Source organism: Paenarthrobacter sp. PAE-2 (genome assembly GCF_026013155.1).
GTDB classification, from domain to species: domain Bacteria; phylum Actinomycetota; class Actinomycetes; order Actinomycetales; family Micrococcaceae; genus Arthrobacter; species Arthrobacter ureafaciens.
In genome coordinates this window covers 1-11,383 of the sequence record NZ_JAPDNV010000063.1, presented here as the reverse complement: position 1 = coordinate 11,383, position 11,383 = coordinate 1, and the positions used below count along the sequence as shown (strand labels likewise).

At 60.6% G+C, this 11,383-nt stretch carries 11 protein-coding genes; 2 read left to right on the top strand and 9 right to left on the bottom strand.

The window, feature by feature from the left end; all coding sequences use genetic code 11:
- Positions 1–49 precede the first annotated feature (49 nt).
- From OCL88_RS20265 to OCL88_RS20225, 9 genes are all read right to left on the bottom strand, one after another.
- A complete protein-coding gene (locus OCL88_RS20265) occupies positions 50–439 on the bottom strand; it encodes a YybH family protein (protein ID WP_264963730.1) in 390 nt (129 codons plus the stop codon).
- Between the two features lie 64 nt (positions 440–503).
- Complete coding sequence (locus OCL88_RS20260) at positions 504–1,499, bottom strand: sugar kinase (protein WP_264963729.1); 996 nt, start codon at positions 1,497–1,499, stop codon at positions 504–506.
- Positions 1,496–2,164 carry a bifunctional 4-hydroxy-2-oxoglutarate aldolase/2-dehydro-3-deoxy-phosphogluconate aldolase gene (locus OCL88_RS20255; RefSeq protein ID WP_264963728.1) on the bottom strand — a complete coding sequence of 223 codons (669 nt, stop codon included), beginning with the start codon at positions 2,162–2,164 and terminating at the stop codon, positions 1,496–1,498. The genes OCL88_RS20260 and OCL88_RS20255 overlap by 4 nt, the downstream gene beginning before the upstream one ends.
- A 110-nt stretch (positions 2,165–2,274) precedes the next feature.
- Positions 2,275–3,003, bottom strand: coding sequence for a FadR/GntR family transcriptional regulator (locus tag OCL88_RS20250; protein ID WP_264963727.1), 729 nt, complete (start codon positions 3,001–3,003; stop codon positions 2,275–2,277).
- A gap of 177 nt (positions 3,004–3,180) precedes the next feature.
- Positions 3,181–4,335: a sugar ABC transporter substrate-binding protein gene (locus tag OCL88_RS20245; protein WP_021473243.1), complete on the bottom strand. Its 1,155-nt coding sequence runs from the start codon at positions 4,333–4,335 to the stop codon at positions 3,181–3,183.
- 129 nt (positions 4,336–4,464) lie between these two features.
- Entirely contained in the window at positions 4,465–5,532 is a 1,068-nt protein-coding gene (locus OCL88_RS20240) for an ABC transporter permease (RefSeq protein ID WP_264963726.1), read from the bottom strand.
- An 8-nt stretch (positions 5,533–5,540) separates the two neighbouring features.
- Positions 5,541–6,548: an ABC transporter permease gene (locus tag OCL88_RS20235; RefSeq protein ID WP_021473241.1), complete on the bottom strand. Its 1,008-nt coding sequence runs from the start codon at positions 6,546–6,548 to the stop codon at positions 5,541–5,543.
- Positions 6,545–8,155 (bottom strand): sugar ABC transporter ATP-binding protein, encoded by a 1,611-nt coding sequence (locus OCL88_RS20230; RefSeq protein WP_264963725.1) that lies wholly within the window; start codon positions 8,153–8,155, stop codon positions 6,545–6,547. Before OCL88_RS20230 ends, OCL88_RS20235 begins: the two co-directional genes overlap by 4 nt.
- A 191-nt stretch (positions 8,156–8,346) precedes the next feature.
- Positions 8,347–9,051, bottom strand: coding sequence for a cysteine hydrolase family protein (locus OCL88_RS20225; RefSeq protein ID WP_021473239.1), 705 nt, complete (start codon positions 9,049–9,051; stop codon positions 8,347–8,349).
- Between the two features lie 383 nt (positions 9,052–9,434).
- Between OCL88_RS20225 and OCL88_RS20220 the strand changes: the two genes are divergently transcribed.
- Both OCL88_RS20220 and dhaL read left to right on the top strand, forming a co-directional pair.
- On the top strand, positions 9,435–10,436 hold the full coding sequence (locus OCL88_RS20220; protein ID WP_264963724.1) for a dihydroxyacetone kinase subunit DhaK: 1,002 nt from the start codon (positions 9,435–9,437) through the stop codon (positions 10,434–10,436).
- Positions 10,437–10,438: 2 nt separating this feature from the next.
- Complete coding sequence (gene dhaL / locus OCL88_RS20215; RefSeq protein ID WP_264963723.1) at positions 10,439–11,083, top strand: dihydroxyacetone kinase subunit DhaL; 645 nt, start codon at positions 10,439–10,441, stop codon at positions 11,081–11,083.
- The last annotated feature ends 300 nt before the right edge of the window (positions 11,084–11,383 follow it).

Genomic DNA, 11,383 nt, shown 5'->3' with positions numbered 1-11,383 from the left:
CATCAGTGGGCAATTACGTGGCCGCCTATGGGCAGTTTTTCATGGCCGCTTACAGGAACGTCCTAGAGGCGTGGTACTGGGCAATCAACCATGTCTCGCCGTTCCTGCGGACCACGAGGGATAGCTGAACCTGCGCCGTTCTGGCGTCCGGGTAGGTGAAGCGGAGCGCGGCGAATCCGCAGGCTAGATCTTGAGCCAGTTGGCGGGCTTGGATAACTTGGAACGTTGCCGTGATACCGGGGGGCAGGGCATCGAAGTAGTCGAAGATTTCTTTTCGTCCCGTGAGCAAAGTTGGGCTGAGCCCCTGGAAGAGCGCATCGCGTGAAAAGAGCCTGACCATGTCTTCGGGCCTATGCTGGTCAAAAGCCCGTTTCCAGGCCGTTAGCGCCTCTGCCAAGACGCCCGCATTAAGCGTGGCTGCCGGGTCGTTGATTTTCACCTTTCGATGTCTCCGTCCACTTTTGGCTGGATTTTGCTTTCACATAGGGAGTGAAGTGCTGTCTCTATCGGGAGACGGGTTCTGTGGAGTCCAGGAGGTCCAGCTCGGTACGTCGGGGCATGCCTTCCCAGTCTCCGGGCACCAAGCAAGCGAATGCACCAGTCCGGACGGCGGTCAGCAGGCGCTGGGGAACGTCCTGGTCATTGAGCAGCTCTGCGATGTATCCGGCGACGAAGGCGTCTCCCGCCCCTACTGTGTCTACGGCCCGGATGGGTACTGCGCGCTGGGCGTGCTTTTCACCGTGGACGACTGCGACGCAACCGTCAGCGCCCAGTTTTATGACCGCCTGAGATGCTCCCATCTCGATAATTCGTCGAGCGAGTTCCCAGGGGTCTTGAGCATGGCCTACTGCGATGGCTGCTTCAGTGTCCCCAGCAAACACAACGTCCGCCCTGGGTATTATGCGGCGGTACTGTTCGCCGGCCTCTTCAGAGGACCATAGCGCTGAACGGTAGTTCAAATCAAAGGAGACCAGAGTACCGGCGGCCTGGGCACAGTCGAGGGCGTAGTTGACCGCATCGGCGGCGCTTGTGGATAGTGCGGGGGTGATGCCTGTTATGTGTAGCAGTTTCGCTTGGGCGATCTGCTCGGCCGGTACGTCCTCGCGGCATAGCCGGGATCCGGCGCTGCCTTTGCGGTAGTACCAGACCTTTACGGCCTCAGCTGTCCTACGTTCCTTAATCATGAGCCCTGTGGGAGCTGTGTGGTCACGGGAGACGAGTGTGTTGATGGCTTCCGCTGCGAGCTCACGCAGTACCATTTCTCCCAGGCTGTCGGCTCCGACTCTGCCAGCCCACGTCACGGAAGTGCCGAGCCTGCGCAGCGCTATCGCAAAATTACTCTCTGCACCTCCCATACCCAGACTTAGTGAAGCAACGTGGGCGAGGGGGCCGGAAGACTCAGCCCTCATCAGCGCCATGGTCTCACCCATGGTCACGACGTCGGTGACATTGTAGGGAGTGACGGCAGGACTATCAACCCCGGAATCCACCGTGATCATCGGTTTGTGCCTTTACGGTCCTCGGTCGCCGCAGATACCAGCTCGGTCACGCGTCGTGCCCTTTCTGTGAGCTGGGCGAGGCTGCCGCCGTCGAAGGCGTCACCCAGCAGGGGGCCGCCGAGGCTGACGGCGAGGGCGCCGGCCGAAATCCATCGCGGTGCGTCCTCGATGGTGATTCCGCCACTGGGTATGAGCTGCATCTGGGGGAACGGGCCGTGGAGTTGACCGATGTAATCCGGCCCGACAGTGGAAGCAGGGAAGACTTTGACGGCTACCGCGCCAGCGCTCCATCCCGCGTGCAGTTCGGTGGGGGTCAGGCCGCCTGGGACTATTGGTATTCCACGAGCGACAGCGGTATTGACGATGTCAAGGTTGGTTGACGGCGTGACCAGGAACTGGGCCCCGACGTCGCGGGCGCATTCAACTTGGCCTGTGGTGGTCACGGTGCCGATGCCTATTTCCGCAGTCTCTCCGAAAGCTGCCCTGATCTCGGGCAGGTGATCGAACACGCCCTGGGTTGTGAGCGTGAGTTCGATGAACCGGACTCCACCGGCGACCAGGCTTTCGATCACGGGCAGGTATTTGCTCGCGTGCGTGGTGCGCAGCACGGCTATCACCTGGCCCGTGAGCGGAACCGTCGGCTGTGGGGAAGAAGATGCGGTCATATCGCGTTATCCGTTCGTCCATGATGAGTTGGGCTCCGCGGAAAAATCACCTCGGATGTGGCGCGCTTATCCCTGCCGCGTCCAGCGGTGGAGCGGCGGCGCTTAGAGCCCTAGTTAGGTTGGCTGGCCACCGGTTGGGCCAGGTTTTTGGCGATGTCCCTTTCGACGTCGCGAATATGGGCCACGGCCGCATCTCGGGCCTCCCGCACGCGGCCGGCGACGATGGCGTCGACAATTTTGCCGTGTCCTGCGTGGGAGTCTTCGCGACGCCCCGGCAGGGAAATCACCCGAAGCGAATACTTGATCAGCATCGGCTCCAGGCTGCCGTAGATGGTTGCAACCAGCTCGTTCTTTGAAGCCTTCGCGATTGTTTGGTGGAGCTGAATGTCCAGCTGCACGAATTCCTCGTCCGAGAGTTCAGGGTCCGAGCATTTTTCCATGATGCTCTCCAATGCAGCGGTGGTGGCGGGAGTGATTCTTTGCGCCGCCCAACCGGCCGCGTCGCGTTCGATCATGCGCCGAACTTCGAACAGCTCGGGCACGGTGAAATCTTCGAACACGAGCAGGTCCGACGGGCCTTGGGCAGCAACGGTATTGCTGACCACGAAGACGCCCACGCCATGACTGCTACTGACCAGGCCGCTTGCCTCGATACCCCGGATTGCTTCGCGCATCGAACTGCGGCTTACCCCGAACTCGTCGGCGAGGACGCGCTCGGCCGGTAGCTTTTCTCCCACAGCATAGACGCCATTGGTGATCAGTTGCGTCAGCTGGGCAGCGACGGAGTCCGACACTCTCAGCCGCGCAACACGCTCGATCCTGTTTGTAGATTCGGTCATGATCCCTCTTTCGCCAACCCGCACTGCTCGGTACATCCCTAATGATACTGGTCCGGTGGCCTGAACACTGGCCCATTCCGAAAAAGAAGACCGGGCGTGGCGGGAAAAAGGTTCGCCTTTCCCTGACTGCCCAGCGGGGAGGTGGCTTCACACCCGTTGAATGCCAATGCGGGGCGCTCAGTATGTTTTCTTCGGCGCCATGATGCCGTTGATGTACGCGGCATAAGCTTCCACGTTGTCTTTGGTCACCAGATGCGTCGTGATGTTGGAGATCTTGGGGACATAGTTCTTCAGGACCACGGACTGGAAGGCGATGTCGATCATCCTGATGGCGTTATCTACAGAATTCACGTCCACTGAGGCCGTCAGTTTGCCGTTCCGGATCGCATCCATGCCCGAGAGCAGTCCATCTGCGCCCACAATCACGATGCCCTGGGACCCGTCCCACTGTTTCAGTCCCGCAGCATCGACCGCCTGAGAGGCGCCGAGGGCCATGTCTTCGTTTTCTCCATAGATCGCATTGATATCCGGGTGCCTGGTGAGGAGGTCTTGGGCCGCGCTGAGTCCCTTGTCGCGCAGATAGCCGCCGTCTGCAGTTCCCACGACCTCGATGCCCGGATTTTCGGCGAGAGCCTGGTTGAAGCCGATCAGCCGGGCCTTGGTCCAGTCGGAGCCGGAGGGACCCATAATCTGAACGATCTTGCCCTTGCCTTTGAGCGTATCCGCGATGAATTTTCCAGCCACATAGCCCGACTGTGTGCGGTTGTCGTAGCCAATATTGGAGACGGTGTTGATCTGATCCACTGGATAGAGCTCGACTGGCTGGTTGAACTGGAAGATCTTGGTGCCAGCGTTCATGGCGTTCTTATAGACGCCCTGCATGGTGGCGAAGTTGGCGCCCGTACAGATGAAGACGACGTCGAACTTGCGGCTTGTCCAGGTCTGGACGGTGCTGATCTGTTGTTCAACGGCGTTGAAGTTGCCAGTGGGGGATGACTTTTCCCATTTCCATTTGACCCCGTAGAGGTCTTCCAGTTGCGCCATCCGCGTGAAGGCTGCGTTTTCCATCTGCGTGTAGTACTCGGACAGGACCGGAGGGGTGAATCCGATCTGGACGGTGCGCCCGTTGACGAGTTTTTTGATGGCGTCGGTGAATTCCGCGCTGCCTTCGGCGCCGCTGCCTCCAGCACCGCCGGCGGCGGCCGACCCACCAGGAGGAGTTGTGCAGGCAGTGAGAAGACCGAGCGTCCCCATCAGGGCGCCTGCCCCGAGAATGTTGCGCCGGGTAGCCCCTGAGGTCGCATTCTCGCTTCGGGTCGGGGTCGTTTCCATTGTATTTCTCCTTTGAAAGTCAAGCAGGGGTGCGGTGCGGTTGTTTGGCAGGGGAGCGGGATCACTATCAGCCGGTAGCGCCAGCGGTGGCGGTGGCGGTGGCGGTCCCAGGCCTGGGGCAAAAGTGGATCAGCTCAAGGCCTGTTTGGTCATCGTCGAGGGTGCCGATTCTTGTTGTTGCTGTGGGGATTGTTCGATTTCCGCGCTGTTCTGACGCTGCTGGAAGTATGCGGTAATGCGATCGAGCAGTACGGCAAGTAACAGGATGATTCCAGTGACGACCTGCTGCCATTCGGACTTGACGCCGGCGATGTTCATTGCGTTTGCGATCAGGGTGATGGTCAGGGCGCCGAGAATGGCACCCACCATTCGGCCGCGGCCTCCGGTCAGGGCTGCACCGCCGATGATGGCCGCCGTGATGGCCAGGATTTCATAGCCCGTCCCGAGAGTCGGGGCCACGTTGGTGGCACGGCCGGCAAGTATCACTCCGGCGAGTCCGGCACATCCACCGCTTACGACATAAGCGAATGTCTTCACCCTTGAGACTGAAATACCCGAGAGGCGGGCCGCGTCCGGGCTCCCTCCAACTGCGTACAGGTGGCGTCCAATGACCGATTTGCGCAGCATGAAGGAGACGAGGATGCAGAGGATGATGGCAACGATGATTGGGACGCTGATGATGCCGCCGAGCTTGACCTGGCCTCCAACGATCCTGTACTCCGGGGTCATATAGCGGGTGAAAGGCGTTCCCTTGGTCCAGAGGAACAGTACGCCCCGTGCTACACCGAGCATGGCGAGCGTGGCAACAAAATCGGGCAGCCCCAGTTTCGTGATCATCAGCGAATTCAGCAGGCCGCAAACGAGACCGCAACCAATGCCTGCTAACAATGCGAGCGGGAAGATGAGCCCCTGGTTGATCAGGAAGGCCGCGACACCAGCTGAGAGGCCCATGACCGAACCAACGGAGAGGTCGATTCCACGCGCGATGAGCACGATCGTCATGCCCAGAGCGAGAAGCAGCACGAAGACCGCCTGGTTGGCTACGTTTTCCCAGTTTCCAAAACTGAGGAAAGACGGTGCAACGAATGTCATAGTGATGATGAACAGGATAAGCAGGCCCACCAGGCCGGATCCTGGCTTGGCGAGAATCGTTTCGATCCGGTTGCTTAGGGCGGGTGCGTTCAGGGAAGAAGACATGTCGGGCCTCACTGGGCATTCTGGGTTGCGGCCGCTGCCGGGGACACCGGGCGGAACGTGGACTGCAGCCATTTTTGGGCGCCGCGGTCGAAGGCCACCGCGGCCACGATGGCTGCGCCGGTCACGATCGAGAACCAGAGCGGGTCGACGCCGATCAGTTGCAGACCGCGGCTAAGAATGGATAGGAAGAAGGCGCCAAGAGCAGCACGCCAGATGCTTCCGCGGCCACCCGCGAGGGCAACTCCGCCCACGACGCACCCGGCGATCGCTGTCAGTTCATAACCGCCCCCGAGTCCGGGCTGGACAGAGTTGAGGTGGGATGCCAGGAGCACTCCGCCGATGCCGGCAATGACTCCGGAGATGATGAAGACCGCGAACTTGGTCCTGCGCACGCTGACCGCAGCCAGGTACGCCGCGTTCGGGTTGATGCCTACGGCATAGATCGTCCGACCGAAAGGTGTTTTGATGAGCGCGACCTCAAGGATGAGCAGGATGACCGCTGTGATTAGCACCCCTGTCGGGATCCCTGCGATTTTTTCTCCCGCGAGGGCAAGGAAGGAACTGTCCGCAGTACCGGTGAGCTGTGTATGAGACGTGAAGACCTGCAGCACACCAGCCCCGATGCTCAGTGTCGCCAGCGTGACGATAAAGTCGCTGACGCCCAGCCCAGCCACGAAGGCCCCGTTCACCAGCCCGAAGATCAGCCCGGTGGCGATACCGGCAAGCACAGCCAGGACAGTGGGTGCACCGTTCATGGTGGCGAAGAGGGTTGCGGCAGCGCTCAGACCGATGTTGGAGCCGATGGACAGGTCGATTCCGCCACTGATCAGGACGAAGGTCAGGCCGGCCGCCAGCAGCACCGCGGAAACGGATTCGACGAAGGTGTTGTAGATATTGTCGGGGCTAAGGAAATACGGAGACGCGAGGGCAAAGTAAACGCACATCATCAGGAAGACGATCGAAACGGCGACACCGTCAATCGCCAGTACTCGCGAAGAACGCTGGAAGATGCTCATACTGCTACCGCTCCTCGGGTTGCCAGAGAGATGATTCGTTCGCCGAGTTCACTGGTTTCGGACGCTGTTTCGTCACGGCCGGTGCTCTCGAGTTCGCCCACAATGGTTCCTTCGCGCATCACAGCGATACGGTCGGATACGCGGATCAGTTCGGGTAGTTCGGAGCTGATCACGATTGCTGCCCCTCCCTGGTCGACGAAGTCGTAGATCAGCCGGTAGACCTCGGCTTTGGCGCCGACATCGATGCCTTGGGTGGGCTCATCAAAAATAATCAGATCGGGTTCGGTGAAGAGGCAGCGTGCGATGACGACCTTCTGCTGGTTCCCGCCACTGAGATTGCGGATTTTTTCCTGCACGGAAGCCGTCTTTACGCTCAGATCACTGACGTACCTTTTCGCCGTGGCCGTCTCCTGCCGGCCGCGGAGGAACAGGCGCCCAGCGGCCGTCCTGTTCAGGTCCGAGATGGTGATGTTCCGCTTGATTGAGAAGTCGCCGAGAATAGCGTGGGTTTTGCGCTCTTCGGGCACGTAGGTGATGCCTCTCTGGCGGGCCTCACGAGGATTGCGGATAACCACGGGGCGGGAATGCAGGAAGATGGTTCCTGAGTCCGGGCGGTCGGCGCCCAGAATGACCATTGCAGTTTCGGTCCGGCCCGCACCGGCGATTCCGGCCAGCCCGAGGATCTCTCCCCGCCGGACGGACAGGCTGATGTCATGAAGAAGGGGGTGGCGGCTGACCGAATCCAGCCGCAGGACCTCGTCCCGGGCCCCGGTGAAGCCGTGAGCCCTTCCTTCCTCGACCGTCTCTTCCCGTGCTGCCAGGTTGGATCGCCCGACCATGAGCCGGACGAGCGATTCTGCAGTCTGTCCGGCAGGGTCTACGGTTGCGACGAGCTGACCATCGCGGAGCACCGTGATGGTGTCGGCCAGTCCGAAGAGCTCATCGAGACGGTGGGTGACCCAGAGCAGGGAGATTCCCCTCTGGCGTAGCTGGCGCATGTAACTGAACAATGTGAGGCGTTCGTGATCGGCCAAGCCGGAGGTTGGTTCATCCAGGATCAGGACCTGTGTCCGGAAGGCCAATGCTTTGATGATCTGCACGACGTGCTGCTTAAGGGCTCCGAGGGCTTCGACCGGGACTTTAATGTCGTGGTCGGTGAGGCCGAACTCATGCGCAAGTTCAAGCACACGGGAGCGCATTTCTTTTTCGTCGAGAACGCCGGCGACACGGTTTCTGCCGTTGATGAGTTCGCGGCCGAGGAAGATGTTCTCCACGGCGGAGAGATTCGGGGCAAGTGACTGTTCCTGGTGGACTGTTGAAATGCCGAGGTCCTGGGCGTCCCGTGGGGTCCCGATGGTGACTTCGGAGCCGTTCACCCGGACTGTTCCGGCCGTAGGGGCCACCGTTCCGGAAAGGATGTTGATTAGCGTCGACTTTCCGGCCCCGTTCTCGCCGAGAAGCCCGTGGATTTCGCCGGGGCGCAGATCAATGTCGACGTTGGCCAGGGCCACGACGCCGGGGTAGACCTTCCCGACGCCGCGCACGGACACGATGGGCTCATCGCCCGGTCCGGCCGCGCCGCTTGGAGAGTTTTCGTTGTTTTTCATTCCAACCTCATCGTCGAAATTGATTCCGTGTGGTGGTACCCCGGTAACCCGGTGGTCTGATGACTTAGTGCGAACTGGGCGCGCAAGAATGCCGGGAATGCCGGCTGTCGAGAATTGGAAAGCAGTTTGGAGCAGCTGCCGGGGCGCGTCCCGCCGGGTGAGCGGCGGGACGCGTCGCTGACAAAGAGTGCTTAGACGGCGTCGATGAGCTCGAGGAATTCTTTGCTCGTGCGGACGTCGCCGTGGTTGGCCTGAATGTTCCTCAATGCCTCCCAGTGCTGGCCGTAGCCCAGCGGATCGTCCTGTCCCGAGGGGATGGCTGCGCAGGTGTCGGCGAGAGTGATGATCTTGAAGTCCTGGTTGGCACCGTCGATTGCGGTAGCGATCTGGCAGTTGCCCGTGGAGAGGCCGGCAATCACCAGCGTGTCGGCGCCCGCACGGCGCATGTACTCTGTCAGCGGCGTGCCATAGAACGATGAGAAACGGTGCTTGCGGATCACCGGCTCATCATCCAGCGGCTTGAGTTCGTCGACGAGCTCATCGCCTCCATTGCCCCAAGAACCCGGGAAGCTGCCGAGCTGGCCTTCCAGACCCCATTTGACGTCGGCGTAGCCGGCGTCCTTACCATCCCCGCGAAGACCCCAGAGCGACCACACGACGGGGATGCCCTTCGCGCGGCAGGCTTCAAGGACATTCTTGACCGGCTCGATGGTGTCCTTGCCCTCCGGTGCGCCTCCGACACTGGGAATGTACATCGCGCCGCCGGGCTCTGCGCACGCCTTCTGCATGTCGAGTACGAGCAACATCGTCTTCTTGGGATCGATGGTCGGGGCAAGGTAGCGCGAACGGTCGATGACCTTGTCGATGTTTTCGTAGGTGTAGTCCAGTGAAGACATTTGTTCTCCTTCTTACAGGGCGGCAGCTTTGCGGCACCCATGGTTTTCCGCGTGGTCGCGGTCTTCAAGCCTTACCGGATCTTCTTTCCGACACATGTGAGCTACATGACAGGTGATCCGGTGGTCTGAACACTACGAGACGCCAAAGGGGCTGTCAATACCTTTTTAGGATTTCCAAGAAGGGCGCTGAACCGCCAGCCACAGCCGTGCTCAAGGGATTCGGCCCGGCAAGACGTCTTCGTCATCCGCCAGGGGAGGGGATTGACTCGGGAAGTTTTCTAGGGGAAGCTTCTGGTCAGACCACCCGATCATCAAGCCACAGCTTCAATTTCAATCGCTGCACTGCGGAAGTAGATGGCCAGTCCGGAGGTAAACGGAAGGCAATGAAGAAATTTTTGAATGAACCATCGACTGCGGTGGATGACTACGTGGCGGGGCTCGTGGGCGCGCACCGGGAGATCCTGGAGTGGGACTGCACGAACCGGGTGCTTCAACGCCGGGAAGCTCCCCCTTTCCCGAAGGTCGGGCTTGTAGGGGGTGGCGGTTCAGGCTGCGAACCCACACACACCGGCTTCGTCGGTTACGGGATGCTGGATGCCGCCGCACCTGGGCAGATCTTCACCTCACCCGTCCCAAACCAAATCGTCGCCGCTACCCGCCGCGCCAACGCGGGAAGCGGGGTTCTCCACATCATCAAAAACTTTACGGGCGAGGTGATGAATTTCGGGATGGCTCAGGAGATCCTGTACTTCGAAGACATCCAGGTGGCCCAGGTTGTCGTCAACGATGACGTATCGATCCCGGACGACGGGGAAACGGCTGGACGCCGGGGGCTCGGGGCCACAGTCCTTGTCGAAAAGATTGCAGGCGCTGCCGCGGAGGAGGGCAGGGAACTGTCCGAGGTGCTGGCCGTTGCCGAGAAAGTGATCGCCCGCTCAGGAACGTTCGCGGTAGGCCTCTCCTCGTGCACTCCTCCTGCACGCGGAAAGCCGGTGTACGAACTTGCCGAAACCGACATGGATCTGGGCATCGGCATCAGCGGCGAACCCGGACGTGAACGGGTCCCGATGGCCAACGCCCGGGAGATTGCGGATCTGATGGTCAACGAGGTCCTATCAGACCTCGCACCGAAGGACGGCTCTGACCTGCTCATGCTGGTCAACGGGATGGGAGCCACGCCGCATCACGAGCTTTACCTTCTCGCCGGAGAACTGGCCGCGGCGGCAGAAGGCCGCGGCGCCTGCGTCGCGCGTCAGCTTGTGGGAAATTTCGTGACTTCCCTTGACCAGGCGGGCGCCGCAGTAACCTTCCTTGAACTCGACCAGGAGCTAAAAGACCTATGGGACGCTCCGGTCCAAACAGCAGCATTGCGGTGGGGACGATGAAAATGACGACGGACACCAACCTGACAAGAACCGACCTGGAACGCTGGATCCTGGATTTCGCAGACCAGATCATCCAACAGCACCTCACCCTCAGCGATCTAGACGCCGCCAGCGGCGACGCAGACCACGGCTCAAACATGGAGCGCGGAATGTCCGCACTGCTCAAATCCGTGCCTGATTGGGACGGAGCCGCAACTCCAGGGGAGTTCCTCAAGGATGTCGGCCTGCATATCGTTTCCTCGGTCGGAGGGTCCAGCGGCGCCCTCTACGGAACCATCTTCCTTCGAATGGCAAGAGCGGTGGGCGACGCTCCGACTATCAGTCCGGGACTGCTGTCAGACGCCTTTGAAGCGGCCACCCAGGGCGTCAGCGAGAGAGGCAAAGTAAAACAAGGCGACAAAACCATGTTCGACGCCCTGGCCCCGTCCGTCCAAACACTGAAGGCGAAGTTGACGGAGGAGAAATCCCTGTCAGAGGCCCTGAAGTCAGCGGCGGATGCGGCTGAAGCCGGCCGGGACGCAACTTCCGACATGATCGCCCGCAAGGGCAAATCCAGCTACGCGCGGGAAAACTCCAGAGGGTTCATCGATCCCGGGGCAGTGTCCGCCGCCATGCTGATCCGCTCGGCGGCCAGAACCCTCTCGTGAAACGGGTAGGGGCTCAGGCCGACGCCGGCGGCGCAGCGCCATAATCAAGGGCTGGCCGCCCATGGGCCCACTCGCTCAGCTCGGCAAATCAGGGCATCGAAACCTTGACAGCGGCGGGCAAATGGGGAAGAGTTCAGACCACCTGATAACCGGATGATCGACACGCGATGGTTCATCAGTCCAGCAACCTCGCGATCAGTCCACTCGGGATACACCCCTGACAAACGTTGATCTCGATATCTACACACAATGAGAAAGTGAGTCACCCATGAGTTTGCATGGATCAAAGATTGCCCTGTT

What these genes read in the sequence shown, in the direction of transcription:
- OCL88_RS20240 (WP_264963726.1), bottom strand. Translation starts at nt 5,532, where the DNA reads ATGTCTTCTTCCCTGAACGCACCCGCCCTAAGCAACCGGATCGAAACG.
- OCL88_RS20235 (WP_021473241.1), bottom strand. Translation starts at nt 6,548, where the DNA reads ATGAGCATCTTCCAGCGTTCTTCGCGAGTACTGGCGATTGACGGTGTC.
- OCL88_RS20260 (WP_264963729.1), bottom strand. Translation starts at nt 1,499, where the DNA reads ATGATCACGGTGGATTCCGGGGTTGATAGTCCTGCCGTCACTCCCTAC.
- OCL88_RS20230 (WP_264963725.1), bottom strand. Translation starts at nt 8,155, where the DNA reads ATGAAAAACAACGAAAACTCTCCAAGCGGCGCGGCCGGACCGGGCGAT.
- OCL88_RS20220 (WP_264963724.1), top strand. Translation starts at nt 9,435, where the DNA reads ATGAAGAAATTTTTGAATGAACCATCGACTGCGGTGGATGACTACGTG.
- OCL88_RS20255 (WP_264963728.1), bottom strand. Translation starts at nt 2,164, where the DNA reads ATGACCGCATCTTCTTCCCCACAGCCGACGGTTCCGCTCACGGGCCAG.
- OCL88_RS20225 (WP_021473239.1), bottom strand. Translation starts at nt 9,051, where the DNA reads ATGTCTTCACTGGACTACACCTACGAAAACATCGACAAGGTCATCGAC.
- dhaL (WP_264963723.1), top strand. Translation starts at nt 10,439, where the DNA reads ATGACGACGGACACCAACCTGACAAGAACCGACCTGGAACGCTGGATC.
- OCL88_RS20250 (WP_264963727.1), bottom strand. Translation starts at nt 3,003, where the DNA reads ATGACCGAATCTACAAACAGGATCGAGCGTGTTGCGCGGCTGAGAGTG.
- OCL88_RS20245 (WP_021473243.1), bottom strand. Translation starts at nt 4,335, where the DNA reads ATGGAAACGACCCCGACCCGAAGCGAGAATGCGACCTCAGGGGCTACC.